The organism is Sphingomonas sp. Xoc002, assembly GCF_050408055.1.
Taxonomy (GTDB): Bacteria; Pseudomonadota; Alphaproteobacteria; order Sphingomonadales; family Sphingomonadaceae; genus Sphingomonas; species Sphingomonas yabuuchiae.
On the sequence record NZ_CP191175.1, the window covers coordinates 634,866 to 661,852 of the forward strand.

Genomic DNA, 26,987 nt, shown 5'->3' on the forward strand with positions numbered 1-26,987 from the left:
GTGTCTCACCGAGACCATCGCCCGTGGCATGCCCTCCCCCATCCCCTCCCGTAGGCGGGAGGGGCGTGCCAAGTATCGCTGTTCGACGTAGCGACAGCGTCGCTAGCTTATTCGTTGCCGCTATCCACACCACGCAAAACACGTCCGCCCCGGTAGCTTTTCGCAAAAGACATCGCTATCGGACCGCCATGGAGCACCCGGACAGCATCCTCATCGTCGATTTCGGCAGCCAGGTCACCCAGCTCATCGCGCGCCGCGTGCGCGAGGCGGGGGTCTATAGCGAGATCGTACCCTTCCAATCCGCCGCCGAGGCGTTCGCGCGGATCAACCCCGCCGCGGTCATCCTATCGGGCGGCCCCGCCTCGGTCGTCGACGAGAATAGCCCGCGCATTCCGCAGGCGATCCTCGACAGCGGCCTGCCGATGCTGGGCATCTGCTATGGACAGCAGGCGCTGACCGAGCAGCTGGGCGGCAAGGTCGAGAAGGGCGACAGCGGCGAGTTCGGCGAGGCGTTCATCACCGTCGAGGGCGAATGCACCCTGTTCGACGGCCTGTGGGCGACGGGCGAGCGGCATCAGGTGTGGATGAGCCATGGCGACAAGGTCACGGCGCTGGCGCCGGGCTTCCGCGTCGTCGCGACCAGCCCCGGCGCGCCCTACGCGATCATCGCCAATGACGAGCGCCGCATCTATGCGATGCAGTTCCACCCCGAAGTCGTGCACACGCCCGACGGCGCCAAGCTGATCGCCAATTTCGTGCGCCATGTCGCGGGACTTTCGGGCGACTGGACCATGGCCGAGTTCCGCGCCGCCAAGATCGCCGAGATTCGCGAACAGGTGGGTGAGGGCCGGGTGATCTGCGGCCTGTCGGGCGGGGTCGACTCGTCGGTGGCAGCACTTCTGATCCACGAGGCGATCGGCGACCAGCTGACCTGCGTGTTCGTCGATGGCGGCATCCTGCGCCAGGGCGAGGCCGAGCAGGTCGTCAGCCTGTTCCGCGGCCATTACAACATCCCGCTGGTCCATGTGGACGCGCAGGACCTGTTCATGGACGGCCTGGCGGGCGTCACCGACCCGGAAGCCAAGCGCAAGTTCATCGGCAAGACCTTCATCGACGTCTTCGAGGCCGAGGCCAAGAAGATCGGCGGGGCCGAGTTCCTGGCGCAGGGCACGCTCTACCCCGACGTAATCGAGAGCGTCAGCTTCACCGGCGGCCCGTCGGTGACGATCAAGAGCCACCACAATGTCGGCGGCCTTCCGGCACGCATGAACATGAAGCTGGTCGAGCCGCTTCGCGAACTGTTCAAGGACGAGGTCCGCGTGCTGGGCCGCGAACTGGGGCTGCCCGACGTGTTCGTCGGCCGCCACCCGTTCCCCGGACCCGGCCTGGCGATCCGCATCCCCGGCGAAGTGACGCGCGAGCGTTGTGACATCCTGCGCAAGGCGGATGCCATCTATCTCGAAGAGATTCGCAAGGCGGGTCTGTACGACGCCATCTGGCAGGCCTTTGCGGTGCTGCTGCCGGTGCGCTCGGTCGGCGTGATGGGCGATGGCCGGACGTACGACTCGGTGCTGGCGCTGCGCGCGGTGACCTCGGTCGACGGGATGACCGCGCAGGCCTTCGACTTCCCCGGCGACTTCCTGCCGCGCGTGACGACCCGGATCATCAACGAGGTGAAGGGCATCAACCGCGTCGTGTACGACTATACCAGCAAGCCGCCCGGCACGATCGAATGGGAATAACCAAGACTCGCGGCCCCGCGGGGTGGGGCTGCGGCTTGGTTGTCCGGTGCCGCAAGGCACCGCTGTTGTAGAGGCCGTTTATTCCTCCCTTGTAAGGGGAGGTGGCAGGGCGCAGCCCTGACGGAGGGGTGTCACCATTCGCGAGGGTGGACCGTTCCCACGAACCGGGACACCCCTCCACCATGCTGCGCATGGTCCCCCCTCCCTACAAGGGGAGGAATTTGATTTGTGGTGATGAAAACCCAATCCCCCCGCCCCCGGCTGGTGCTGGCGGTGCTGCTGGTCGTCTATATCTTCAACTTCGTCGACCGGCAGATCCTCGCGATCCTCGCCGCGCCGATCCAGCAGGAGCTGGGGCTGAGCGACCGGCAATTGGGGCTGCTCGGCGGGATTGCCTTTGCCCTGCTCTATTCGACGCTGGGCGTGCCGCTGGCGTGGCTGGCCGACCGGACGAGCCGGAGCTGGGTCGTCACGGGCTCGCTGATGCTGTGGAGCGGCTTTACCGCGCTGTGCGGGCTGGCGACCGGCTTCTGGCAGATTTTCCTCGCGCGGCTGGGCGTCGGCATCGGTGAGGCGGGGGGCGTCGCGCCGTCCTATGCGATCATCAGCGAATATTTCCCGCCGCGTCGCCGTGCACTGGCGCTTGCCATTTACTCGCTGGGAATTCCGCTGGGCTCGGCGGCCGGTGTGCTGGCGGGCGGCTATATCGCCGCGCGGACCGACTGGCGGATGGCCTTCATCGCGGTCGGGCTGGCCGGGATGCTGATCGCGCCGCTGGTCCGGCTGATCGTTCGCGACAAGCCCCGGGCTGCCCCAGTGGCGAGCAAGCGCGCCTTCGCCACGGTCGCGCGCACCTTGGCGGGCAAGCCGTCCTTCTGGCTGCTGTCCTTCGGCGCGGCGAGCGGCTCGATGATCGGCTATGGCCTGGCCTTCTGGTTGCCCAGCCTGATGCGGCGCAGCTTCGGGCTGGACCTGATCGCAACCTCGCATTTCCTGGCGGGGCTGCTGCTGATCGGAGGTGTGGGCGGCATCGTGGCGGGCGGCTGGCTGGCCGACCGGCTGGGCGCGCGGGATCGGGCGTGGTTCGGCTATGTCCCCGCCATCGCCTATCTGGTCAGCATTCCACTGTTCGCGGGCGGCATCCATGGCGGGGATGTGCGCATCGCCTTTGCGCTGTTCCTGCTGCCCCAGGCGCTGTCCTATGCGTGGCTGGGGCCGGTGCTGTCGGCGGTACAGCATCTGGTGGCGCCGCCCGAACGCGCGACGGCCGCCGCGCTCTTCCTGCTGATCAACAACCTGATCGGGCTGGGCGGCGGCATATATGCGCTGGGGGCGCTGTCCGACGCGCTGACCCCGCTCTATGGCAGCGACGCGTTGCGCCATGCGATGCTGGGTGGCCTCAGCCTCTACGCGGTCGCGGCGCTGCTGGTCGGGCTGGCGGGCCCGCATCTGCGCCGCGACTGGGTGGATCCGCTCACCGCGCCGGAATGACGTTCCAGGCGAGCATCGCGAAGACCGCCGCACCCGCAACGATGCGATAGATCACGAAGGGCCAATAGCCGCGCGTGGATACCAGCCGCAGGAAGACGACGATCACGCCGTAACCGCTGACAAAGGCGATCAGGGTGGCGAGCAAGGTCGGCCCCGGTCCGAACGTCCCGAACCGTCCCCAGCTGTCGGCCAGTTCGAACAGGCCCGAGGCCAGCACCGCCGGGATCGCCAGCAGGAAGGAATAACGCGCCGCCGCCTCGCGCGTGTAACCGAGAAGCAGCCCCGCGCTGATCGTCCCGCCGGAGCGCGATACGCCGGGGACCAGCGCCATCGCCTGCGCAAAGCCCAGGATCAGGCCGTCGCGCCATCCCAGCCGCTCCAGCGGCTTGCGCTTCGCCCCGATCCGGTCGGCCGCGCCCAGCACCAGCGCAAAGACGATCAGCATCGTCGCGGTGATGCGCAGGTCGCGCAGCCCCCCTTCGATCTGATGCTTGAACAACAGGCCGAGGACGGCGATCGGCAGGGTGCCGAGGATCACCAGCCAGCCCATGCGCGCGTCGGGCGACAGGGTGACGGGACGGCGGATCACCGAGCCCAGCCAGGCCATGGCGATGCGCCAGATATCCTTGCGGAAATAGAGCAGCACCGCCGCTTCGGTGCCGATCTGGGTGATGGCGGTGAAGGCGGCGCCGGGATCACTGCCGGAAGGGAGCAGGGCGCCCGCGATGCGCAGATGCGCGCTCGACGATACGGGCAGGAACTCGGTGATGCCCTGCAACAGGCCCAGGAACAGGGCTTCCAACCAAATCATTATATTTACGAACCTTTATGTGCAGCGCCCGCCATAGGCCGGGGACGACGCGGGGGCATCCCGAAAGTCGTCCGGCCCGTCATTCCGCCGGATCAGCCGTCCTTGCGATGCGCCTCGGCCAGCCGCCAGCGCTCCAGCTGGGTCAGCACATCGTTCGCGATCTGCCCGACGGTAAAGCCGGTCAGGTCGCGGAAACCCGTTTCGCCATTGGTCTGTGCCGCGAGCATCCAGGCGAGACTGCGGCGACGCTCGGGCGCCTCGAGCGCGGTATAGGCGGGCAGCGGGCGCGAGCGGGGGGACAGGCGATAGACGAACGGGCGACCGTCGCGCGCGGTGACGGTCAGCTCGACCTTGTCCTCCGCGCTGTCCAACTGGCTGGCGGTCCAGCCTTCGGCCTCCAGCGCCTCCTTGACCGATTGCAGCCCGGGTTCGCCCTGTGCGTGAAGCTGGGCCAGGATGTCGGTGCGGCGGGCGGGCACGATCAACCGCTTGATCCGCTCGCTGATCGCCGGGCCGTCACCGGGCAGCGTCACGCCCGCCAGATCGGCATTGGTCTGGCGCACCAGCCCCACCGCGAGCAACAGCATGATGAAGCAGAAGGGGAGGGCGGCGAGCAGGGTCGCCGATTGCAACGCGCCCAATCCGCCCGCGACCAGCAACAGTGTCGCCGTGGTGCCCAGCAGCACGCACCAGTACATACGCTGCCAGCGCGGCGTCTCCTCGGTGCCGCCCGACGCCAGCGTGTCGATGACCAGCGCGCCGGAATCGGCCGAGGTCACGAAGAAGAAGCCGACCAAGACGATGGCGAGTGTCGAGGTGACGCCAGCGGCGGGCAGATATTCCAGGAACTTGAACAAGGCGGTCGACAAATTCGCCTGCACCGCATCGGCGATCCCGCCATGCGCGCCGCCGAGGTCCAGTGAGATCGCGGTGTTGCCGAACACCGTCATCCACAAAAAGGTAAAGGCGGTCGGCACGAACAGCACGCCGATTACGAACTCCCGGATCGTCCGCCCGCGCGAGATGCGCGCGATGAACATGCCGACGAACGGCGACCAGGCGATCCACCACGCCCAATAGAACAGCGTCCAGTCCGCCATCCAGGCGCGCGGCTCATAGGCATAGAGGGTGAAGGTGCGCTTCACGAAATGATCGAGATACAGGCCGAAATTCTGGACCAGCGCGCGCAGCAGGAACAGGGTCGGGCCGACCGCCATCACGAACAGCATCAGCAGGACGGCGAGCACCAGGTTCAGCTCGGACAGGCGGCGAATGCCCCGATCCGCGCCGCTCAGCACCGACAGCGTGGCCGCGCCCATCACCAGCACGATGACCGCAATCTTGACGGTCAGCGTGTCGGGCACGCCATATTCGTAATTCAGCCCCGCCGTCATCTGCGACACGCCGAAGCCCAGCGAGGTCGAGACGCCGAACACCGTGCCGCACACCGCGAAGATGTCGATCGCATCGCCCAAGGGTCCGTTGATCCGCTTGCCCAGGATCGGCGACAGGCCCGACCGCAGGGTCAGCGGCATGTCCTTGCGATAGGTGAAATAGGCCAGACTCATGCCCACCAGCGCATAGATGGCCCAGGCATGGACGCCGTAATGGTGGAAGGTGATCGCCATCGCCTCGCGCGCGGCCAGGATGGTGCCGCTGGGCGCTTCGGGTGGCGAGATATAATGCTGGATCGGCTCGGCGACCGCGAAATACATCAGGCCGATGCCCATGCCCGCCGCGAACAACATGGCCAGCCACGACAGATAGGGAAAGTCCGGCTCGGCATCGTCCGGCCCCAGCTTGAGCTTGCCCGCGGGGCCGAAGCCCAAGGCCAGCACCACGACCAGGAACGCCGCGACCGCCGAGATATAGAACCAGCCGAACGTGTCGATCGCCCAGGCCTGCGCCGCCTTGAACGCGGCGTCGGCGGTGCCCGGCATGGCCAGCGTGGTCACCAACAGCAGCGCGATGATCCCGGAGGCGCCCCAGAAGACGCGCGGGTTGATTTCACTCTTCATCATATCAATGGGTTAGCATTGGTGGGCCGGAATGGCGAATGGACGGCCCGGAGCAGGCGCGGCACGGGGTCGGGCCATGGCGTCCGGCGACCGGACGAAGAGGGCAGGGGACAGCCCCGATAACGGCCGAAATGGTCGGAACTCGCTGCGTCGGCGTCCGGCTTAACCGGCCGGTATGATTATTCAGTTATGCCTCCGATCAACAACATAGGGTTCGGGGGAGTGAAGAATGCGACTATGGGGTCTGCTGCTGGCATCGACGGCGGCGTTGGCGATGACGGGAACGGCTTCGGCCCAGGGTTTGCGCGGGGTGGCACCTGCGCCCGCGCCAAAGGACAAGCCGGACGAGAAGAAACCCCAGGCCGAGTCGCCGAATAACGGGGATATCGTCGTCACCGCCACACGCCGCTCGCAACGGCTGTCGAGCGTGCCGATCGCGGTCAGCGCCTATGGCACCGTCGCGCTGCAGAATTCGGGCGCGACCGATATCCGCCAGATGACCCAGCTGGCGCCCTCGCTGCTGGTCAGCTCGACCGGCTCGGAGGCGAATGCCACGGCGCGGATTCGCGGTATCGGCACGGTGGGCGACAATCCCGGGCTGGAAAGCTCGGTCGCCGTGTTCATCGACGGCGTCTATCGCAGCCGTACCGGCTCGGGCCTCAACGATCTGGGCGAGGTCGAGCGTATCGAGGTGTTGCGTGGGCCGCAGGGCACGCTCTCGGGGCGCAATTCCTCGGCGGGTGCGATCAGCATCTACACCAAATATCCCGCCTTCAAATATGGCGGCTATGGCGAGGTCAGCTACGGCAATTACGATGCCGTGCGCGTCGCAGGCGGCGTGACCGGTCCGGTCATCGGCGACACGCTCGCCTTCCGGATCGACGGCGTCTACAACAAGCGCGACGGCTTTCTGTACGACGTCGTCAACCAGACCGACTATAACGACCGCAAACGCGCGTTCGTGCGTGGCCAGCTATTCTGGAAGCCGACGGACGATTTCTCGATACGCCTGATCGGCGACTATACGCACCGCGACGAGAAGTGCTGCGGCGCGGTCTATATCGACACGCGCGAGAAGGTCGATCCGACGCCGGGCGTGCCGGGCGATGCGGCGATCAACCCGCAGAACCGCATCGTCAACATCCTGCGCAGCCTGGGCGGCGTCCTGCCCAGCGCGGGCGATCCCTATAACCGCCGGATCGCGCAGACGCCGGGTCACGCCTATTCCAACGTGACCGAGGATTACGGCGTGTCGGCGCGTGTCGGCTGGGACATCGGCAAGGTTCAGTTGATCTCCATCTCCGCCTATCGCGAATATAAGGCGGGCGGGGCGGGCGATGTCGACTATAGCAATGTCGACATCATCGATCGCCCGAATAACGGCCTGGCCTATCGCCAGTTCAAGACCTTCACCCAGGAAACACGGCTCAGCGGCTCGATCCTGAACAACCGGCTCGACTGGCTGGTTGGCGGCTATTTCGCGCATGAAGACCTTCAGGTGTCGGACAATCTGACCTTCGGTTCGCAATATGGCGCCTTTTCCGCCTGCCGCGTCGTCGCGACGATCAATCCGACGGCGGCGTTGCAGAACCCCGCCAATCCGGGCTGCCTCAGCGCGGCGGGGCGTGCCGTCCTGACCGGCGCATTGGGGCCGACGCTGGTCGGGACGATCGACCGGCTGAGCACGATCAACAATGTCGGCTCGCTGCGCGACCTCTATGACCAGACCAGCACCAACTATGCCTTCTTCACCCACAATATCTTCCGCGTGACCGACACGCTGAGCCTGACCGGCGGCCTTCGCTACACCAACGAACGCAAGAGGCTGCGCGCGAGCTTCGAGAATAACAACACCGCCTGTCCGTTGCAGCAGGCCGCGCTTCGTCCGTTCCTCTTGAGCGGCAATCCGACCCTGGCCAATTTGGCCGGGGGGATCGTGACGTTGAGCTGCAACGGCAATTCCTCGTCCGCGCTGACCGGGCTGCCGCTGTCCGACTCGATCAGCGAGGGGCAGTTCACCGGCACCGCCGTGGTGTCGTGGAAGCCGGTGGCCAGCACGCTGGTCTATGGCTCCTATGCGCGCGGCTACAAGGCGGGCGGCTATAATCTGGAGCGGTCGGACCTGACCCCGAACGTGTTCGGGACGCCGACGGCGGCGTCGGTCACCAATCTGCGCTTCGACCCCGAAACGGTGAACGCCTATGAGCTGGGCGTGAAGTTCACCTCGCGCACCTTCACGCTGAATGCCGCCGCCTTCCGCTCGGAGTTCAAGAACTTCCAGCTGAACACCTTCAACGGCACCGGCTATATCGTCCAGAATATCAGCGCGTGCAGCAGCGACCTGGGCGGGGCGGACCGCGACGATTCGCCCAATACGGGGCGGTGCACCGGCAAGGTGAAGGCGGGCGTGGTGACGCAAGGGATCGAGCTGGAAGCGGGCATGTACCCGACGCGCGACGTCACCTTCAACCTGGGCTATACCTATGCCCATACCAACTATGCCCGCAACCTGGTCGGCAGCGACGCGGGCGAACCGCTCAGCAACGCGCTGTTCCTGCTGCCCGGCAGTATGATGTCGAACGCGCCGCGCCATGTCGTGACCAGCTCGGCCAGCTGGACGCCGCCGATCGCCGGGACCGGGCTGACAGCGTTGTTCTATGTCGATGGCCGCATGACCAGCGACTATAATACCGGCTCCGACCTGTTCGTCGAAAAGAAGCAGGACGGCTTCTTCCTGATGAATGCGCGCATCGGCCTGCACGGCAAGGACCAGCGCTGGGCGTTGGAATTCTGGGGCCAGAACATCCTCAACACCAACTATCAGCAGGTCGCCTTCAACATGCCCTTCCAGGGCTCGGGCAGCCTGTCGCAGGTCCAGCGTTTCGGCGCGCCGGCCTATGCGACCGCCAATACGCTGTTCGGATCCTATCTGGCCGAACCGCGCACCTATGGCATGACGCTGCGCACGCGCTGGTAACGGCCATCCGGGGGGAGGGCGCGCGTGGCGCTCTCCCGCCAGGGTTCGTCCGGTGATGGATGATTGGCGCGCCCGGAGGGATTCGAACCCCCGACCGAGGAGGTAGAAGCTCCTTGCTCTATCCAACTGAGCTACGGACGCGCGGATGGCGGTGTCCCTAGCGTGGTTTGCGTGGGTTGGGAATGGCGATAAATGTCGCCGCTCACGGTGAAAGGGATCGGTATGGGCGTGGAACGGGTGGTGGCGGACCGCGACATGGAACGCGGCGCGTTTCGCTGGTTCGACTTCGTCATGGCGGCGTTCGTGACCATCCTGTTGCTGTCCAACGTCATCGGCGCGGGCAAGGTGGCGGTCATCGACCTGCCGCTGGTCGGGCAGTGGCCGTTCGGGGCGGGCATCCTGTTCTTTCCGCTGAGCTATGTCATCGGCGACGTGCTGACCGAGGTCTATGGCTATGCCCGCGCGCGGCGGGTGATCTGGGCGGGGACGGCGGCGGTGCTGTTCATGGCGTTCATGAGCTTTGTCGTCGTGGCGCTTCCCCCGGCACCGACCTGGACCAATCAGGCCGCCTATGAGGTGATCTTCGGCCAGGTGCCGCGCATCGTGCTGGCCAGCGTCTGCGCCTTTTGGGCGGGCGAGTTCGTCAATGCCTATGTCATGGCGCGGATGAAGCTGTGGACCGGCGGGCGGCACCTCTGGTCACGCACCATCGGCTCGACGCTGGTGGGGCAGGGAGTGGACAGCCTGATCTTCTATCCGCTCGCCTTCTGGGGCGCGGAGGGCTGGACGACGCATCTGGTGGTCGTGGTGCTGTTCACGCAATGGGCGCTGAAGGTGGGCTGGGAAGTGCTGCTGACGCCGGTGACCTATCTGATCGTCGGCTGGCTGAAACGCGCAGAGGGGGTGGATGTGTTCGACGAGGGCACGGACTTCACGCCGTTTCGGGCGCGGGTTTGAGTTGGGTTCACGCGATGACGCGATGACGCGAAGGGTTTGAGATTGGTTCGCGCAGAGGCGCGGAGAACGCAGAGGTGTCGTATCCGGCGGCAGCCGGCCTATGTCTGCCACCGGGGCGCGGCAGAAGGGATAAGGTTTTTGCAAAGGCAGGACACCTCCGCGTTCTCCGCGCCTCCGCGCGAACCAACATCTTCTTTGCGCCTTCGCGTCTTCGCGCGAATAAGAAAGGGGAAGCGAGTTGCCTCGCTTCCCCTTTTCAAATGTCATCCCGTGGCCTTCGACTTCGTTCAGGCTGAACGGGGATCGGGTCAGGCCCTGACCATCTCCAGCAGCCCCTCGAACAGGCGGCGGCCATGGTCGCCGCCGTGCGCGGCTTCGATACGGCGCTCGGGGTGGGGCATCATGCCCAGCACGTTGCGCTTCTCGTTCAGCACGCCCGCAATGTTGCGGGCCGAGCCGTTGACGTCCTCGGCATAGCGGAAGGCCACGCGGCCTTCGCCTTCCAGGCGGTCGAGCGTGTCGGCGTCGGCGAAGTAGTTGCCGTCATGATGCGCGACCGGAATGCGGATCGTCTCGCCCTGTTCGTACAGGCGGGTAAAGGCACTGTCGGTGTTCGCCACCTCCAAGTTCACGTCGCGGCACACGAAGTTGAGCGAGCGGTTGCGCATCAGCGCGCCCGGCAGCAGGCCGGTTTCGGCCAACACCTGGAAGCCGTTGCACACGCCGAACACCGGCGTGCCCTTGTTCGCCGACTCCACCACCGCGCGCATGATCGGCGAACGGGCCGCGATCGCGCCGCAGCGGAGATAGTCGCCGTACGAGAAGCCGCCAGGCACGCCGATCAGCCCCAGCCCTTCGGGCAGTTCGCTGTCGCCGTGCCAGACCATGGCCGGCTTGACGCCCGTCACCGCCTCCAGCGCGACGGCGAGGTCGCGGTCGCAGTTCGAGCCCGGAAAGACGATCACGGCGGTCTTCATCAGGCGCGCTCCACCCGGTAATTCTCGATCACGGTGTTGGCGAGCAGCTGACGGCACATCTCGTCGATCTGCGCGTCGGTCGTCTCGTCGGCGACTTCCAGCTCGATCAGCTTGCCTGCGCGCACGTCATTGACGCCCGCAAAGCCCAGGCTTTCCAGCGCATGGTGAATCGCCTTGCCCTGCGGGTCGAGCACGCCGGGCTTCAGGGTGACGAAAATCTTCAGCTTCATTACTTGCCCCGGCTCTTGCGGTGTTCTTCCAGATCGAGGACGGCGGTGTCGCCCCCCTCGGGCAGCAGGCCCAGACGGCGCGCCACTTCCTGATAGGCCTCGACCTCGCCGCCGAGATCCCGGCGAAAACGGTCCTTGTCCAGCTTCTCGTTGGTGGTCATGTCCCACAGGCGGCAGCCATCGGGGCTGATCTCGTCGGCCAGGATGATGCGACCGAAGTCGTTGTCCCAGATGCGGCCGAATTCCAGCTTGAAGTCGACCAGGCGGATGCCGATCGCGGCGAACATGCCCGACAGGAAGTCGTTCACGCGGATCGCCAGATCGGCGATGTCGTGCATCTCTTCCTGGCTGGCCCAGCCGAAGCAGGCGATATGCTCGTCGGTGACCATCGGGTCGCCCAGCGCATCGTCCTTGTAATAATATTCGATGATCGTGCGGGGCAGCTTTACGCCCTCTTCGATGCCCAGACGCTTGGACAGCGAGCCCGCCGCGACGTTGCGCACCACGACCTCGATCGGCACGATCTCGACCTGGCGGATCAGCTGCTCGCGCATGTTCAGGCGGCGGATGAAGTGGGTCGGAACGCCGATATGGTCGAGCATGGTGAAGACATGCTCGGAGATACGGTTGTTCAGCACGCCCTTGCCGTTGATCGTGCCCTTCTTCTGGGCATTGAACGCGGTGGCGTCGTCCTTGAAATACTGGATCAGCGTGCCGGGCTCGGGGCCCTCGTACAGGATCTTGGCCTTGCCTTCGTAGATTTGGCGGCGGCGAGCCATGCGGCGGTCCCCTGAAATGAGTACAGCCCCGGCGCCCCCATGCTGAGGCCCGAGGCGGGATGGCGCGCCTATAATGGAAGGGGCGCGGCGGCGCAATGGAGTTGGGCGCCATATGGGCATGGCGTGGTGGACGGTCTCGTCAAGGATGACGGCGCCGTCATCCGCAATACATGATGAACAATTTTTGGAGGGCGGATTAAAGAATTGTAAGGTGGAAAGTAACGGAAACCCATCGGGCAGATCACGGGTTCTGGCTATGCTTGCAAAGGAGGTAGTCATGAACAAGCTGATGATCGGTGTTGTTGGTGGAGCCTTGATGCTGACGGCGGGAACTGCCGTGGCGCACCCCATGCATGCGGCGCACCAGCCGCAAATCTGGGAGCAGGCGCGGGTCCCGCTCGCCAACGGCATGGAGGCCGTCGCGGTGGTGAAGAACGGTAACACGGAGCGCACGGTCGCCTGCCGCGATACGGCGGATGTCCTTGCGACCTTCCGTCCCGAAGTCGTCGCCTTCCAGCCGGTGCGTGGGCCGCATGGCAAGGTGAAGACCGACGAGGATATCGCTGGCGTCGAGACCTTCACCCCCGTGGCGTTCCAGAACTGCACGGTGGCCGCAGGCGATCACTTCCAGCAGGATGTGACCCAGGCCCAGGCGAACCAGTCCTGAGGCCCGATCGGTAGTCCACTATGCCTCTTCCTCCCTCTCCCCGGTCCAAGGGAGAGGGAGAGAAATTTGCCTTCCTGGATCCGCCTCAGAAATCGGCGAGCAGTCCGACGAACAGCGTCCGGCCGTAATTCACCGTGCCATAGGTCGGATCGTCCAGCCGCTTGTCCGAGACATTGTACACCCCGCCCTTCAACGTGAGGCCGCGCGTCAGCCGCTGGGTCGCGAGCAGGTCGGCGGTGGCATAGGGCGGAGCGGGGGAACCGGTCACGGTCGCCTCATATTCCTTCCCGTAATAGTTGAAGGCGGTCCAGATCCGCGTGTCCGGCGTGGCGTCCCAGTCCAGCCGGGCATTGCCCTTGAAGCGCGGGGTCAGGGCCAGCGGCGCGCCGATATTGGGGCCGCTCTTCTGCTGCGAATCGAGATAGGTCAGGTTGCCACGGATCGACAGCGTCGGATCGATCCGCCAGCGCCCCGCCAGCTCGACGCCCAGGATGGAGGCGCGGTTCAGATTGACCCGCTCCATGATCTGCAACCCCTGCCACCGGCGCGTCGTGGTGACGGTCGACAGCGCGTCGCGAAAGTCGTTGTAGAAGATGGTGGCGTTGGCGGAGAGGCCCGCCCGGTTCGACCAGGCCAGCGTCGCCTCGTAATTGACGCTGCTTTCGGGGCGCAGCGCCGGATTGCCGAACTGGACGAAGCGGTTGCGCCGGATCACCGCATAATCAGGAATGACCGCACGCAGCTCGGGCGCCTTGAAGCCGCGCGCGACGCCGCCCTTCAGGGTCCAATGGTCGTCGACATGCCATACGGCATAGGCGCGCGGATTCAGGTGGCGACCATAGAATTGATGGTCGTCCAGCCGGATCCCCCCGGTCAGGCTGAGCCCCGGCAGGACCCGCCATTCATTCTCGGCGAAGATCGCCTTCTGTACCACCGAATAGCGTTCATAGTCCCGCGCGTTCGGCTGGCCGACATTGGCCTGGTTCCAGTCGCGCAAACCCGTTTTCAGCCACTGTGCGCCGATGGTCGTGGTGGTGCGGGCGAAGGGCATCACCAGCTTGCCGTCGAGTACGCGGTTACGCACCTCGGGGCGACGCCCGAACACATCGGTTTGGTTCGGCGTCGCCAGCCCCTCGCGGCTGGTCTTCTCATTCAGATAGGACAGCAGCGACGACAGCCTGCCCCAGCGGCCATTGTGCATCAGCGACCAATAGTCGCGGTCGTTGTCCTGTTGGCGCGTCGCCCAGTTGGGGCTGACGCCCTCGCCATTGCGCAGCCGCGACAGGCCGCCTTCCAGGATCACCTCATGCCCTGTGGCGGGGGTCAGGACCAGGCGGCCGGTCGCGCTGCGCTGGCGCGCGCGGGTAAAGCCGTTGGTCACGATCACATCGTCGTCCGCACCGCGTGCCAGATAGCTGCCCCAGGCCTGCACGCCGAGCAGGCCGGGGACGACCGGGCCGCTGACAAAGGCTTGCGCATTCTGGGCATTGCCCTGATCGCCCGCCGGGCGGATCGACAGGTCGTAGGACAGGCTGCCGCTCCAGCGCGGGGTGGGGCGGCGGGTGATAATGTTGATGACGCCGCCGATCGCGTCCGAGCCATAGAGCGAGGACATGGGCCCGCGCACCACCTCGACCCGCTCGATCGCGGCGGCGGGCGGGGTGAAGCTCTGCTCGTATCCACGATTGCCGTTGACGCGGGACTCGCGACCGCTCTGGCGGCGGCCATCGACCATCACCAGCGTATAGTCGCCGGGCATGCCGCGAATCTGGATGTCGGTTTCGTTGGCACTGCCGTTCACCGTCACGCCCTCGACGTCGCGCACCGCATCGGCCAGGCTCTGGATCGAGCGACGGCGCAGGTCGTTGCCGTCAATGATGGTGATCGACGCCGGGGCATCCTCCTGCTTCTGGCTATAGCCGGTGGCGGTGACGACGATGTCGCTGTCGCCGGTCTTTTCCCCGCCGGTCGGCGCGGTGCTCTGTGCAGCCACGGGCGTGGCGAGGACCAGGACGGAGAAGGACGCGCATAGCGACAAGGCACGAATGTGCCGTCGCCGCGACCATGTGGTCGAGACGTTGGTTAGCATGATTCCCCCATGGAAACGACCTGCTGACGAGGTCCAGGGGCGAAATAAAAGATACTGCGAATCGATTTCAACAATGCAGTGTAAGCGGAAACATTACGTTACAAAGCGATGGAGAATATCGACCGGAAAACAATTGGCTGGCTCGTCGGGGCCGTTGGGCGGTGCCGCTCGACCAGCCATCATCGGATAGGCCTGGGAGGAAGATCAAAAGAATGTTCCCGGTTTGATCCTCCCGATTGCTCCTTGGGTCATGGCTTGCTAGAAGCTGGGCTTCCATGGCGATCGATCTCCGCGACAATCCTCCCGTCGGCATTCTGGACGCACCCTTCGACAGCGCATTGTCGGAGCGGTATCTCGTCTATGCGCTGTCGACGATCACCGCGCGCTCGCTGCCCGATGTGCGCGACGGCCTGAAGCCCGTTCACCGGCGTCTTCTCTGGGCGATGCGGCTGCTGAAGCTCGACCCGGCCTCGGGGTACAAGAAGTGCGCGCGCGTCGTCGGCGATGTCATCGGTAAATACCATCCGCATGGCGACCAGTCGGTCTATGACGCGATGGTCCGCCTCGCGCAGGATTTCGCGCTGCGTTACCCGTTGGTCGACGGGCAGGGCAATTTCGGCAATATCGACGGCGATAATGCCGCCGCCTATCGCTATACCGAGGCGCGGCTGACCCAGGTCGCGATCGACCTGATGGACGGGCTGGACGAGGACGCCGTCGCCTATCGCCCGACCTATAATGGCGAGGAGCAGGAGCCGGAGCTGTTCCCCGGCCTATTCCCCAACCTGCTGGCGAACGGCGCGAGCGGCATCGCGGTCGGCATGGCGACCAGCATCCCGCCGCACAATGCCGCCGAACTGCTGGAGGCCGCGATCCTGCTGGTCGATCAGCCGGACGCGGACGACGATGCGATCCTGGCGCTGGTCAAGGGACCGGACTTCCCGACCGGCGGCATGGTCGTCGATGCGCCCGCCATCCTGCGCGAGAGCTATACGACGGGCCGGGGCGGCTTCCGCGTCCGCGCGCGCTGGGAGATCGAGCGCGAGAAGGGCGGCGGCTGGCAGATCGTCATCAGCGAAATCCCCTACGGCGTCGCCAAGGGCAAGCTGATCGAACAGATCGCCACGCTGATCAACGACAAGAAGCTGCCGATCCTGGCCGATGTGCGCGACGAATCGGATGCGCAGGTGCGTATCGTTCTCGAACCGCGCGCGCGCACCGTCGATCCCCAGGTGCTGATGGACGGGTTGTTCCGCTTCTCCGACCTGGAGACGCGGGTCAGCCTGAACCTCAACGTGCTGGACAAGGACCGCACGCCCCGCGTCATGAGCTTGCGCGAGGCGCTGGCCGCCTGGGTCGAGCATCAGTTCGTGGTGCTGCGTCGTCGCTCCGAACACCGCCTTAGCAAGATCGCCGACCGGATCGAGCTGCTCGACGGTTATCTGGTCGCCTATCTCAACCTCGACCGGGTGATCGAGATCATCCGCACCGAGGACGAGCCCAAGGCGGTGATGATCGACGAGTTCCGCCTGACCGACCGTCAGGCCGAGGCGATCCTCAACATGCGGCTCCGCTCGCTCCGGCGGCTGGAGGAGTTCGAGATTCGCGGCGAGCGCGACAAGCTCGACAAGGAACGCGAACAGCTGACCCTGCTGCTCGGCTCCGAACAGCGTCAGCGGACGCGGATGAAGAAGGATCTGGGCAAGATCCGCGACCGCTATGGCCCCGAAACCGCTTTGGGCGCGCGCCGCACGCTGATCGAGGAAGCCGCGCCGACCCGCGACATTCCCCTGGAGGCGATGATCGAGCGTGAGCCGATCACCGTCATCCTGTCGCAGCGCGGCTGGATCCGCGCCATGAAGGGGCATGTCGACCTCGCCTCTGCCGACACCGCCAAGTTCAAGGAAGGCGACGGCCCGGCCTTCGCCTTTCATGCCCAGACCACCGACAAGCTGTTGCTGGCGGCGGCGAACGGGCGGTTCTTTACGCTGGCGGCGGACAAGCTGCCCGGCGGACGCGGATTTGGCGAGCCGGTGCGCGCGATGATCGATCTCGACGGATCGATCGGGATCGTCGGCTTCCTGCCTGCGAGCCGCGCGACCAAGCTGCTGGTCGCGGCGTCGGACGGACGCGGCTTCATCGTGCCGACCGCCGACACCATCGCCGAGACGCGAAAGGGAAAGACCGTGCTGACCCCGCGCGCCGGGTCCCTGTTGAAGGTCGTGCGTCCGGTCGGGGCCGAGGACGATTATGTCGCGGCGATCGGCGACAACCGCAAATTGCTGGTCTTCCCGCTGACCGAGTTCGTCGAGCTGTCGCGCGGCACCGGCGTCCAGCTCCAGCGCTATCGTGACGGCGGGCTGTCGGATGCGACGACCTTCGTCTTCAAGGATGGGCTGAGCTGGCCGATGGGCGGCGATACCGGACGGGTGCGGACCGAATCCGACCTGTCGGCATGGCGTACCGCACGCGGGGCGGCAGGGCGGATGCCGCCGACTGGCTTCCCGCGCGACAATCGGTTCGATTAGGCCGGATAGACCGTCACGCTGCCCCCCTCTGCGACGGGCGAGGGAAGACGGGCACGCCAGAGCAGGATGACGTTACATCGGGCTGATGTGAGCCTCTTCTCTGAAGGGGAGGGGGTCCATTTCGGGCCACCCGCGTCTCAATGTCGCGCCGACCGGGGGGAAGCGCCAGAAATCGCTCCGCTTCGTCCCGCAACCTCCCGTTAACTCCATTTTTCTTGGAGTTTTAGGCGCTCTTAACGTTCGCGGGTTACGCGAATGGGTGATGGCAACGATCGCTCATCCGACGCAACGCTCTTCGAACCGGAATTTCGGGTCGCTGACGTCGTGCGCGATCAGCATCATGGCGATCCCGGCGGCCGAAATCCTGATCGAAAAGGGCGTGCCGGTCGTGGCCGCCAGCAACGATGCCTATCGCCGCGCCGCACTGAACGACTCGCGGACCCAGGCCGGTCTGCTGGCCGAGGTGGCCAAGCGGATCGACGGGTTCCTGGCGTCGAACCAGGCCTCGATCGAGTTTCCGCTGGCGGTCGGCGACGTCATCGACTGCCGCTATTTCCAGGCGACCCTGACCCACGCCGCCGAAGGGGATGGCGAGGGCTGCGTGCTGATGCTGGTCGATCATACCGCGCAGCACCACACCGAACGCAGCTTGCGTCGCGAAATGATGACCGACAGCCTGACCGGTCTGCCCAACCGACAGGGTTTCGGCGACCTGATCGAGGCGATGGTGGCCAACGGTCAGCGCCATGCGGTGCTGGTGATCGATCTCAACCGATTCGGCCGATTGAATGCCTGTATGGGCTCGCTGGTCGGCGACGAGTTGCTGATCACCGTGGCACGCCGCCTGAAGGGCGCCCTGCGGTCCCGCGACTCGATCGGGCGGATCGGCGGCAACGAGTTCGGCATCCTCATGTTGATCGACGGCAGCGAGGATGAGGCGCATATCCTTGCCGAACGGATCGACCGGGCCCTGCGCTCGCCGTTCCGGCTGACCGACTATGAGGTCAATGTCGAGGCTTCGGTCGGGATCGCCTTCAACCAAGGGGTGGACGAGGATGCCGAGGAACTGATCCGGCACGCCCAGTTCGCGGTCAAGCATGCCAAGGCGGCAGGGCGGACCGAGGTCTATCATCCCCAGGCCTTTACCATCGCGCGCGCCCAGTTCGCGATGGAGACCGCGCTGCGCCGCGCGATCGAACGGGAGGAACTGCACCTCGCCTATCAGCCGATCTGCGACCTGAGCACCGGCCGCATCGTCGCGTTCGAGGCGCTGGCCCGGTGGCGCGATGCCGAGGGGCGCGATCATTCGCCGGTCGATTTCATTCCCGTGGCCGAAGAATCGGGGCTGATCGTGCCGCTGGGCCGCTGGGCCGCGAACCAGGCGCTGCTCCAGCTGGCGGATTGGGACCGGCGGGCGGGCGGGGACTGTGGCGTGCGCATGTCGGTCAACGTCTCGGCGATCCAGTTGCAGCGCGACGATCTCCCGGCCGTCATCGAATCGGCACTGGCCAAGGCGGGCGTGGCGGGCGAGCGGCTGATCCTGGAACTGACCGAAAGCGCGATCGTCGGCGATCCCGACCGGGTCAGCGCGATCATGAATGCGCTGAAGACGCTGGGCCCCACCATCGCGATGGACGATTTCGGCACCGGCTATTCCAGCCTGGCCTATCTCCAGAAACTGCCGATCGACATCTTGAAGATCGACCGCAGCTTCGTATCGGGCATGCTGGCCGACCGCGACAAGATCGCGATCGTCCGCGCGATCCTGGGCCTGGCGCAGGCCTTGGGCATGAAGACCACCGCGGAAGGGATCGAGGCGGTCGAACTGGGCCAGACGCTGGCCGCCCTGGGGTGCAGCCATGGGCAGGGCTATTATTATGCCCGCCCGCTCGATCCCGATGCCGCCTGGGCGATGATCGCCGATCAGGCCTGAGCCACCGCCTCATCGGCGATGCGGCCGACCCGTTCGGCGTCGGGAAAGCCTTCGGCGATCCACTGGCTCTCGATCCGGCGGAGCAGCCGCGCCACCTCCGGCCCCTTGCCGACTCCCCGTTCGACCAGCGCGCCACCGGTCAGCGGCAGGGCAGGGGGCGTCCAGTCGCGAATCGGCTCGATCGCTTCGCCCGCCAGCAACAGCCGGTCGATCGCGCTCACCAGCCCCGCGCGATAAGCCAGCGCCCGCGGTCCCTCGTCGCCCGATCCGGCGGTCGCGGCGATCAGGCGCTTGCGGTCGGTATTGGACAGTTTCAGCCGCGCCCCGACATTCTCGGCGGCTGGCGGGGGTAGCAGGGCGGCGAGTCGCCGGATCGCATCGGGCGCGATTCCCGCTGCCTCTTCGCGCTCGGCCAGCCGGGTCAGCCGCTCCACGCCCTGCGCATCGATCTCGGGGATGACCGCGCGGAAGATGCCATGCTCGACCATCAGTGCGACCACCGGCACGGCGCGGGCGGCGACCAGCAGTTTCAACAATTCCGCCGCGATCCGTTCGCGCGACAGCGCCATCAGGTCGTTGGCGCGCATGGCGCAAGCGGCCAGTCCGGCCTCGTCGACCGCATGGCCGAAGCGCGCATGGAAGCGGAAGAAGCGCAGGATGCGCAGATGATCCTCGGCGATCCGCTGCAATGGATCGCCGATGAAGCGCACCCGCCCGGCCTTCAGGTCGTCGAGACCGCCGAAATAGTCGAACAATTCGCCGGTCGCGGGATTGGCATAGAGCGCGTTCATCGTGAAGTCGCGCCGCGCCGCATCCTCGCGCCAGTCATCGGTGAAGGCGACCACGGCATGGCGGCCATCGGTCGACACGTCGCGGCGCAGCGTCGTGACCTCGACCGGGCCCTCGGGCAGGACGGCGGTGATCGTGCCATGCGCGATGCCGGTCGGCACCGGCTTGAACCCGCTGTCGCGCACCCGGTCGATGACGGTTTCGGGCGACAGCGGCGTCGCCAGATCGATATCGGCAACGGCCAAGCCCAGCAGCATGTCGCGCACTGCCCCGCCGACGAACCGTGCCTCCAGCCGCTCGGCCAGCGCGATCAATTCAGGTCGGTCGGCCCAGGGCGCGGTGCCGGGCGTCATGCCGCCCATTGCATCCGCCGCGACAGGTTGACGATCATGGCGGCAGTTGCGCCCCAGATGCGCCGGTCGTTCCATAAGATCTCGTAGAAATGGCGGGTCCGTCCGCGCCACGGCGCGCTGACCCGGTGGTGATGGGCAGGATCGAGCAGGAAGGACAGCGGCACCTCGAACAGGTCCGCGACTTCCGCCTCGGCGGGGGTCAGCGTCAGGTCGGGCGGGATGACGCCGACGATCGGCGTCACCTCGAACCCGGTGACGGTGCGATAGCGATCGGCCAGGCCTATGACCGTGACGGTGGCGGGGGAAAGCCCGATTTCCTCCTCCGCCTCGCGCAGCGCGGTCGCGACCAGATCCACGTCGCCGGGATCGGCACGGCCACCCGGAAAGGCGATCTGCCCGGCATGGTTGCGCAAGGTATCGGTCCGCTGGGTCAGCAGCACGCCCGGTTCGGCGCGATCGGTTACGGGCACCAGCACGGCGGCGGCGGTGGGCGTCGCCATGATCTCATGCGGCTCGACGCCGTCGCCGGTCAGCAGGTCGGTCGCCGGTATCCGCGCCATCGCCGCTGCCAGCCTTTCGGCCAGCGTCATGCGGCAGGCGACGCCGTCAGGGGAAAAAAGACGCCGTCGCTCCACACGCCGGGCGCTTCGCCCTCGCCCGCCAGCGCGCGTTCGGCCAGTTCGTAATAGACCGGCCGCGCGATCAACGCCTCCAACCCGTCGCGGACATGCACATAGGGGCGGGGGCCGTCCTCGCCCTCGACGAAGCGCAGGCGGTGGTCCGGTCCCGCCGCGACCAGATCGCCGGTGTTGAGCTGGAACACCAGGCGACCATTCTGGCCCTTTCCTTCGGCCTTCAGCGTGGTGGCGACGAAGGGCGCGTCCTCGACCGCGATGTCGAGCTTTTCGACCGGCGTGACCAGCACGTGACGGCCATCGGGCTCCCGCCGCAAGATGGTGGAGAACAGGCGCACCATGGCGGGCCGGGTGATCGGGCTGCCCTGATGGTACCAGGTGCCGTCGCGCGCGATCCGCATCTCGCTGTCGCCGCAATGGCTGGGATGCCATTGCGAGACGGGGGGCAGCTTCTGCGCCTCCATCGCCTGGACGATTTCGGCCAGGCTCAGCGCGGACAGATCGGGGGGCGGTGCCATCGGCATGATGGACCCGAGTTAGGGATGCGGGGCGGGCAGGTAAAGGCCTGCGCGATTCAGACCTGCCCCGGATCGGGGCCGAGCATGCCAGCCAGTGCAGGCACATCCGGTCCGCGCGCCAGCAGCCGGTGCCGCTCGACCGGGCCGGGCAGTCGCCAATCGGCGGTGCGCTCGGCGGAGAAACCGAAGAAGCGGCCATAATATTCCGGGTCGCCGATCAGCATCATCGCACGGTCCAGCCCCTGTGCCGCCGCAGCGTCCAGCATATGATGCAGCAATTCGCGTCCGATCCCGCCCTGCTGGCGATCCGGATCGACCGCGACCGGGCCGACCATCACCATCGGATGGGTGCCGCCGTCATCGTCGGTCAGCGCGACCGGCCAGCACTGGATCGAACCGATCAGCCGATCCTCCTCGACCGCGGCGAAGCAGAGCGAGGCGATCGGCCGTACGCTGCCTCGCACCTTATAGGCGGTGCGCGCCTGCCGTCCGGGCGGAAAGGCGCGGTCCAGCAGCGCCTCGACCGCATCGGGTGCGACCGCGTCGAGCGGGACAAGGGCGGTCATCACGGTCAAGAGGCGAAGTCCGGTGGTGCGGGGAGGGGGACGCGCGCCCTTAGCGCGACGGCGGGGGGATGCAAGTCTTCCCTGATCCTTTCCATCCGGGCGCCCCCTCTGCTAGGGGCACGGACATGGAAGACCGTCTCCAGCTCGAAGTCCACGACCTCGAAGTCCAGGTGCTGACCGGCATCTACTCCGAGGAAACGCACCTGCCGCAGCCACTGCGCATCTCGCTGACCGTCGATCTCGACTGTCCGGCGCGCTACACGCCCGACAGCCCGCTGACCGAGTCCAAAAACTATCTCGACCTGAAACATGCCGCGACCCAGCTGCCCGAGGGCGTGCATTTCACGCTGATCGAGGGTGTTGCCGACCATATCTGCGACACGCTGTTCCTTCAGGACAAGCGGGTCCGCCGCGTTCAGGTGAAGATCGTGAAGCTGGCCATCGCCGAGGATGGCGAGGCGATCGGCATCACCCTGGTCCGCCACCGGCGCTGAGCCGCATGACGGCGCGGCGAGTCGATCTGGCGCCCGACGCCGATATCGCGGGCGTCGTTGCGAGTTATTCTGGCGAGGATCTGGTGCTGGTGATCCGTCCCGGTCGCGACGCACTGTCCCAGGCGATGGTCGAGGCGGCGATCGCCCCGCTCGCCATCGCGGCGGCGCCGGGCGCACGGATCAACGCGGTGATCCCGGCCGAGGGGGCGGCGGACGAAGCGGTCGCGGCGGCGGTCGCTTATCTCGCCGCCGCGCACGCCGTCACGGGTCAGTCGCTGGCCGTCGGCATCTGACGCTCGCGCCCGCACGGGCCGAGCTTCTGCAGCACGAACCGATAATCCTCGCGCGCGGCCTGGGCATTTTCCGGTCCCAGCGAGGCGGTGCTGCGATCGGGCAGCGATTCCGGCAGCGCACAGGCCAGCCGATACCAGAGCAATGTGTCGCGCGCCGGGGGGGCGGCGGATTCGTCGACGATCTCGCTCAGCGCCACGGCATAGCGCCGCTCCTCGCCCGGGCGACGCAGCACCGATAGCGAGACGGGCCGGTTGTTGGCGGTCGTCAGGAAAATCTGCGTCTCGCCTTCGCCGGGCAGGCTGCCGGGCACGTAGAAGGCATTGCCGACCCCGGTGATGACCGGCGGCGCGTCGGTGGACAAAGCGTCGCGCACGATGGTCCGGCTGCGCTGCTCGGTATCGGGTGTCCAGGGCAGCTGCGCATCGGGCGCGACGAGCTGGAGCTGGTCGGCGGCACTGGGCACCCGGCGGGCATAGATCAGCACCCGCATCTTCTTGAGCTTCGGCGCGCGGCCCCGCGCATCGGTGGCGGCGTCGAACAGATAGCCGACCCGCGCAGGCAGGCCGCCCGCACCGCGGATCAGCGTGCCGACATCGGCCTCGACATAGAAACGCTGATGGCCAGGGGCGACCCCGGCGGCCTCGGCGCCCTTGATCGCGGTGGCCGATCGGATGGTGGCATCGGCGATGACCGGGGCCGACAGGACAAGGTCGGCGAGATCGGCATAGCCCGGTCCTGTTTGCGCTACCATCGAATCACCCGGCCGGGCCGATGGCGCGGTCGCCATCTGGGCGGGCAGGGGAACGGCGAACAGGGGAATCGACAGCGTCAAAGCGCCAGCGCGAATGGCGTGGGACAGGGGATTCATAGCTTCGCGCTACTCCTTTGCTCATTAACGGTACAGAAATAATTTCGTCATGCGCAGGTTGTACGTTTATTACGTCCGACAAACTGATTGCACCGCGCCAGCCGTCACGATAGGGTCCAAGGCTCTGCCGCATGCCGAAAGAGCATGGCAGGAGTTTCCCACGTCCCCACGCTACGGCGAGGCGAAACTGGCAGACTGAGGAGTTTCGTTGCTGAATGGCCTATACTGACCAGAAGATGTCCGGGGGCAAGGTGGTCGCGATCGTTATCGTCGTGCTCATCCATGCTGCTCTGGGCTATGCCTTCGTCACGGGGCTGGCTTACCAGTACGTGAAGAAGGCGACCGAAAAGCTCAACACGTTCGACGTGCAAGAGCCGCCACCCCCACCCCCGCCGGAGGAACCGCCGCCCCCGCCGCCGCCGGAACAGCCCAATGTTCCGCCGCCGCCGACGACGGTTGTGACGCCGCCGCCGATCGTCAACGTGCCGACCCAGGCGCCGACGATCGCGACGACGACCGTGATTCCGCTGAGCCAGCCCACTGCGCCGCCGGCCCCGCCTGCGCCGCCGTCGCCGCCCGCCCCGCCGGCCCCGCCTGCGGTGTCGAAGGCGGCTGGCCTGAAGGGCAATCCGGGCCAGTTCTTCGGTCCCGACGCTTATCCGCCCTCGGCCCAGCGCGAAGGCGCGGAAGGTCGCGTGGTCGCCAAGCTGACGGTCGGTACCGACGGACGTGTCACCGATTGCGTCGTGACGACGAGCAGCAACAATCGTGCGCTCGACGATACGACGTGCCGGATCGCGAAGGCGCGCGTGCGCTTCTCGCCCGCGCTCGATCAGAACGGCAACGCGATCACGTCGTCCTACACGCTTCCGGTACGCTGGCAGCTGCCGCAGGAATAACGGCTCAGGCCACCTTTAAAAATTTAACGCTTTAGTCAGAGGACCTAACCAACCATGCTCACCACCATCCTCGCCGCGGGCGGCGCCGCGGCCGGTGCCGAAAACCCCTACGGTCTCGGCCAGGCTCTCAAGGAAGGCGGCCTCATCTCGCAGTCGGTGTTCACCATCCTCTGCTTGATGTCGATCGTGTCGTTCTACATCCTGTTCTCGAAGCTGTTCGAGCAGCAGAAGATCATCAACCAGGCGAAGCGCGTCCGTCAGGGCTTCTGGTCGGCGAACTCGCTGCGCGAAGGTTCGGCCAAGCTCGAGAAGAACTCGGCCTACAAGCAGATCGTCGACGACGGTCTGGCCGCGCAGGACCAGCACTCGAAGCTGACCGATCCGGTCGAAGCGCATGACTGGCTGCACGGCTCGCTGGCGCGTTCGGAAGCCGCGATCAACTCGAAGCTGGGCGGCGGTCTCGCCTTCCTGGCGACCGTCGGTGCGACCGCGCCGTTCATCGGTCTGTTCGGTACCGTTATCGGCATCTACCGCGCGCTCATCAAGATCGGCTCGTCGGGCCAGGCCTCGATCGACGCCGTCGCCGGTCCGGTCGGTGAAGCGCTCATCATGACCGCTCTGGGTCTCGTCGTCGCCGTTCCGGCGGTGCTCGCCTTCAACTGGCTGCAGCGTCGTAACAAGGGCATCGCGGAAGACCTGTCGTCGTTCTCGAACGACGTGCTGGGCTTCCTGGCCTCGAACGGTGCGGTTCGTCCGGCGGTTGCCGGTGCGGCCAAGCCGGCCGCCGTCAAGGCTCCGGCTGGCACCACCACCGCCGGTCAGGCCGGTGGCGTTCAGACCCGCGCCTGAGCTTAAGGGGGCGGGGCGGCGGTCTTCGGACCGTCGCTTCGCCACCCCCCGCCGCCCATTTCGGGGCGGCGCAAGAATGCATGGATAGGATAGCTCTCTCATGGCGATGAGCGTTGGCGGTGACTCCGCCGAGAAACCGATGTCGGAGATCAACACGACGCCCCTCGTGGACGTCATGCTGGTGCTCCTCATCATCTTCCTGATCGCGGTTCCGGTCGTGATTCAGACCGTTCCGCTGAAGCTGCCGAACGTCCGCTTCGATCCGACCACGACGAAGCCGGAAAACGTGTCGCTCTCGGTCACCAGCGAGAATGGCCAGTGCAAGGTGTACTGGAACCTGACCCCGGTCAGCTCGGACGAACTGCGCACCCGCGCGGTCGAAAAGCTGAAGGCCGAGGTCGAACGGCTGGGCGGTGTGGGTAACATCACGCCCGACCAGCTGCCCGAAGCGCATATCCGTGGCGACGTGAACACGCCGTACCGGTGCATCGGCGGCACCATCTTCACGATGCAGCAGGCCGGTTTCGCCCGGGTCGGCTTCATCTCCGAGCCGCCCCCCGGCGGCAACCCCCGCGCCTGATCGGCCGGGCGGACAGAATAGGAGTTAGCACGCCATGGCAATGAGCGCCGGATCTGATGATGGCGAGCCCATGATGGACATGAACACGACGCCGTTGATCGACGTCATGCTCGTGCTCCTCATCATGTTCATCATCACCATCCCGATCCAGACTCACGCGGTGAAGGTCGACCTGCCGGTCAACTCGAACACGCCGCAGACCGTCGTGAACACCGACAAGAACAAGATCGGTATCGACGCTGCCGGCACGGTCACCTGGAACGGTGCCCCGGTCGACGAGGTGACGCTGCGCCAGTTCCTGGACCAGAGCGCCGCGATGAACCCGGAACCGGAACTGCACTTCCAGCCGGCCCCCGACGCCAAGTACGCCAAGGTCGACGAGACCCTGGCCGTGATCAAGCGTTCGGCGGTGACGAAGCTCGGCTTCATCGGCAACGAGCAGTATCGCAACGACTTCTGATCCTTTCGATCAGGTCGGTGATGAAATGGGGCGGTCTCTCCGGAGGCCGCCCTTTTTCGTTTGTGGTGGGGTGGGGCGGCGTGGTGATGGTGGCCCTTGGCCTTCGACCGCGCTCAGGCTGAGGGGAGGGTGGGTCTGTGGCTGATTTTAAGCCCAAGCCCAAGCCTGAAGCAGAATGACGAGAGTTAGACCCACCCCTCCCCTTCAGGGGAGGGGCCGGGGGTGGGGCGCTTCCGCGAGCGCGGCGTTGGCGGCAAGGCCCCACCCCAACCCCTCCCCTGAAGGGGAGGGGCTCACGTTGCTTCAACGCAATGTCATCGGGGCCTAAGCCTATGCCCCACCCCGCTGCTGGTTGATCAGATATTACCCCTAATTCCGTTCAGCCTGAGCGAAAGCCACGCCCAGCGCTGCCCCGTCATTATGAAATATGATGATCGCCAGACAGGCGGATCGCTAAAGCAACTGACACAACCAGCCCGCCTC

At 66.2% G+C, this 26,987-nt stretch carries 24 protein-coding genes and 1 tRNA gene; 13 read left to right on the forward strand and 12 right to left on the reverse strand.

Annotated features, from left to right (window positions below; translation table 11 throughout):
• Window positions 1-188: 188 nt before the first annotated feature.
• Together guaA and ACQR50_RS03135 are read left to right on the forward strand one after the other, a co-directional pair.
• Window positions 189-1,742 carry a glutamine-hydrolyzing GMP synthase gene (gene guaA / locus ACQR50_RS03130; RefSeq protein ID WP_294307125.1) on the forward strand — a complete coding sequence of 518 codons (1,554 nt, stop codon included), beginning with the start codon at window positions 189-191 and terminating at the stop codon, window positions 1,740-1,742.
• 234 nt (window positions 1,743-1,976) lie between these two features.
• Entirely contained in the window at window positions 1,977-3,233 is a 1,257-nt protein-coding gene (locus ACQR50_RS03135; protein ID WP_428969749.1) for a spinster family MFS transporter, read from the forward strand.
• Here ACQR50_RS03135 and ACQR50_RS03140 read toward each other — a convergent pair.
• Both ACQR50_RS03140 and ACQR50_RS03145 read right to left on the reverse strand, forming a co-directional pair.
• Window positions 3,217-4,044, reverse strand: a complete 828-nt coding sequence (locus ACQR50_RS03140) for an undecaprenyl-diphosphate phosphatase (protein ID WP_428969750.1) — start codon at window positions 4,042-4,044, stop codon at window positions 3,217-3,219. The two genes, ACQR50_RS03135 and ACQR50_RS03140, sit on opposite strands and share 17 nt — an antisense overlap.
• A 92-nt stretch (window positions 4,045-4,136) precedes the next feature.
• On the reverse strand, window positions 4,137-6,065 hold the full coding sequence (locus ACQR50_RS03145; RefSeq protein ID WP_428969751.1) for a BCCT family transporter: 1,929 nt from the start codon (window positions 6,063-6,065) through the stop codon (window positions 4,137-4,139).
• 226 nt (window positions 6,066-6,291) lie between these two features.
• Here ACQR50_RS03145 and ACQR50_RS03150 point away from each other — a divergent pair, with 226 nt between their 5' ends.
• Complete coding sequence (locus ACQR50_RS03150; RefSeq protein WP_428969752.1) at window positions 6,292-9,039, forward strand: TonB-dependent receptor; 2,748 nt, start codon at window positions 6,292-6,294, stop codon at window positions 9,037-9,039.
• 64 nt (window positions 9,040-9,103) lie between these two features.
• Here ACQR50_RS03150 and ACQR50_RS03155 read toward each other — a convergent pair.
• Window positions 9,104-9,180 (reverse strand) — tRNA-Arg (locus tag ACQR50_RS03155).
• Window positions 9,181-9,261: 81 nt separating this feature from the next.
• Here ACQR50_RS03155 and ACQR50_RS03160 point away from each other — a divergent pair.
• Complete coding sequence (locus ACQR50_RS03160; RefSeq protein ID WP_076715020.1) at window positions 9,262-9,996, forward strand: queuosine precursor transporter; 735 nt, start codon at window positions 9,262-9,264, stop codon at window positions 9,994-9,996.
• Between the two features lie 308 nt (window positions 9,997-10,304).
• Here the strand turns inward: ACQR50_RS03160 and purQ are convergent, their stop codons facing one another.
• The 3 genes from purQ to purC are packed head-to-tail and all read right to left on the reverse strand — an operon-like array spanning window position 10,305 to window position 11,982.
• The gene (gene purQ, locus ACQR50_RS03165) at window positions 10,305-10,973 is read right to left on the reverse strand and encodes a phosphoribosylformylglycinamidine synthase subunit PurQ (RefSeq protein ID WP_428969753.1); all 669 of its coding nucleotides are present in this window, start codon (window positions 10,971-10,973) and stop codon (window positions 10,305-10,307) included.
• On the reverse strand, window positions 10,973-11,203 hold the full coding sequence (gene purS, locus ACQR50_RS03170; RefSeq protein WP_428969754.1) for a phosphoribosylformylglycinamidine synthase subunit PurS: 231 nt from the start codon (window positions 11,201-11,203) through the stop codon (window positions 10,973-10,975). Before purS ends, purQ begins: the two co-directional genes overlap by 1 nt.
• Entirely contained in the window at window positions 11,203-11,982 is a 780-nt protein-coding gene (purC, locus tag ACQR50_RS03175; protein ID WP_007405170.1) for a phosphoribosylaminoimidazolesuccinocarboxamide synthase, read from the reverse strand. The genes purS and purC overlap by 1 nt, the downstream gene beginning before the upstream one ends.
• Window positions 11,983-12,259: 277 nt before the next feature.
• On the opposite strand from purC, the gene ACQR50_RS03180 reads away from it, so the two are divergent.
• Entirely contained in the window at window positions 12,260-12,649 is a 390-nt protein-coding gene (locus tag ACQR50_RS03180; RefSeq protein WP_428969755.1) for a hypothetical protein, read from the forward strand.
• An 85-nt stretch (window positions 12,650-12,734) separates the two neighbouring features.
• Here ACQR50_RS03180 and ACQR50_RS03185 read toward each other — a convergent pair whose 3' ends face one another.
• Window positions 12,735-14,738 carry a TonB-dependent receptor domain-containing protein gene (locus ACQR50_RS03185; RefSeq protein WP_428969756.1) on the reverse strand — a complete coding sequence of 668 codons (2,004 nt, stop codon included), beginning with the start codon at window positions 14,736-14,738 and terminating at the stop codon, window positions 12,735-12,737.
• A 275-nt stretch (window positions 14,739-15,013) separates the two neighbouring features.
• On the opposite strand from ACQR50_RS03185, the gene parC reads away from it, so the two are divergent.
• Together parC and ACQR50_RS03195 are read left to right on the forward strand one after the other, a co-directional pair.
• Window positions 15,014-17,266, forward strand: coding sequence for a DNA topoisomerase IV subunit A (gene parC, locus ACQR50_RS03190; RefSeq protein ID WP_428969757.1), 2,253 nt, complete (start codon window positions 15,014-15,016; stop codon window positions 17,264-17,266).
• A gap of 262 nt (window positions 17,267-17,528) precedes the next feature.
• Entirely contained in the window at window positions 17,529-19,199 is a 1,671-nt protein-coding gene (locus ACQR50_RS03195) for a putative bifunctional diguanylate cyclase/phosphodiesterase (RefSeq protein WP_428969758.1), read from the forward strand.
• On the opposite strand, the gene ACQR50_RS03200 is transcribed toward ACQR50_RS03195, so the two are convergent.
• The 4 genes from ACQR50_RS03200 to ACQR50_RS03215 are packed head-to-tail and all read right to left on the reverse strand — an operon-like array spanning window position 19,190 to window position 22,060.
• The gene (locus ACQR50_RS03200; RefSeq protein ID WP_428970631.1) at window positions 19,190-20,350 is read right to left on the reverse strand and encodes a CCA tRNA nucleotidyltransferase; all 1,161 of its coding nucleotides are present in this window, start codon (window positions 20,348-20,350) and stop codon (window positions 19,190-19,192) included. The two genes, ACQR50_RS03195 and ACQR50_RS03200, sit on opposite strands and share 10 nt — an antisense overlap.
• Window positions 20,338-20,931, reverse strand: a complete 594-nt coding sequence (locus ACQR50_RS03205; RefSeq protein ID WP_428969759.1) for a CoA pyrophosphatase — start codon at window positions 20,929-20,931, stop codon at window positions 20,338-20,340. Before ACQR50_RS03205 ends, ACQR50_RS03200 begins: the two co-directional genes overlap by 13 nt.
• Window positions 20,928-21,500 carry a DUF1285 domain-containing protein gene (locus ACQR50_RS03210; protein WP_428969760.1) on the reverse strand — a complete coding sequence of 191 codons (573 nt, stop codon included), beginning with the start codon at window positions 21,498-21,500 and terminating at the stop codon, window positions 20,928-20,930. Before ACQR50_RS03210 ends, ACQR50_RS03205 begins: the two co-directional genes overlap by 4 nt.
• 50 nt (window positions 21,501-21,550) lie before the next feature.
• Window positions 21,551-22,060 carry a GNAT family N-acetyltransferase gene (locus tag ACQR50_RS03215; protein WP_428969761.1) on the reverse strand — a complete coding sequence of 170 codons (510 nt, stop codon included), beginning with the start codon at window positions 22,058-22,060 and terminating at the stop codon, window positions 21,551-21,553.
• Window positions 22,061-22,185: 125 nt separating this feature from the next.
• Here ACQR50_RS03215 and ACQR50_RS03220 point away from each other — a divergent pair, with 125 nt between their 5' ends.
• Entirely contained in the window at window positions 22,186-22,554 is a 369-nt protein-coding gene (locus ACQR50_RS03220; protein WP_042486371.1) for a dihydroneopterin aldolase, read from the forward strand.
• A 5-nt stretch (window positions 22,555-22,559) separates the two neighbouring features.
• Window positions 22,560-22,847: a Rossmann fold domain-containing protein gene (locus ACQR50_RS03225; protein ID WP_428969762.1), complete on the forward strand. Its 288-nt coding sequence runs from the start codon at window positions 22,560-22,562 to the stop codon at window positions 22,845-22,847.
• Here ACQR50_RS03225 and ACQR50_RS03230 read toward each other — a convergent pair.
• Entirely contained in the window at window positions 22,823-23,716 is an 894-nt protein-coding gene (locus tag ACQR50_RS03230; RefSeq protein ID WP_428969763.1) for a hypothetical protein, read from the reverse strand. The genes ACQR50_RS03225 and ACQR50_RS03230 overlap by 25 nt on opposite strands.
• Before the next feature lie 215 nt (window positions 23,717-23,931).
• On the opposite strand from ACQR50_RS03230, the gene ACQR50_RS03235 reads away from it, so the two are divergent.
• The 4 genes from ACQR50_RS03235 (at window position 23,932) to ACQR50_RS03250 (ending at window position 26,504) form a co-directional block, all read left to right on the forward strand.
• Window positions 23,932-24,615, forward strand: a complete 684-nt coding sequence (locus tag ACQR50_RS03235) for an energy transducer TonB (RefSeq protein ID WP_042486331.1) — start codon at window positions 23,932-23,934, stop codon at window positions 24,613-24,615.
• A gap of 54 nt (window positions 24,616-24,669) precedes the next feature.
• Window positions 24,670-25,464: a MotA/TolQ/ExbB proton channel family protein gene (locus tag ACQR50_RS03240; RefSeq protein WP_056430507.1), complete on the forward strand. Its 795-nt coding sequence runs from the start codon at window positions 24,670-24,672 to the stop codon at window positions 25,462-25,464.
• A 100-nt stretch (window positions 25,465-25,564) separates the two neighbouring features.
• Window positions 25,565-26,044 (forward strand): ExbD/TolR family protein, encoded by a 480-nt coding sequence (locus tag ACQR50_RS03245; protein WP_042486325.1) that lies wholly within the window; start codon window positions 25,565-25,567, stop codon window positions 26,042-26,044.
• A 34-nt stretch (window positions 26,045-26,078) separates the two neighbouring features.
• Window positions 26,079-26,504, forward strand: a complete 426-nt coding sequence (locus ACQR50_RS03250) for an ExbD/TolR family protein (protein WP_042486322.1) — start codon at window positions 26,079-26,081, stop codon at window positions 26,502-26,504.
• Window positions 26,505-26,987 lie beyond the last annotated feature (483 nt).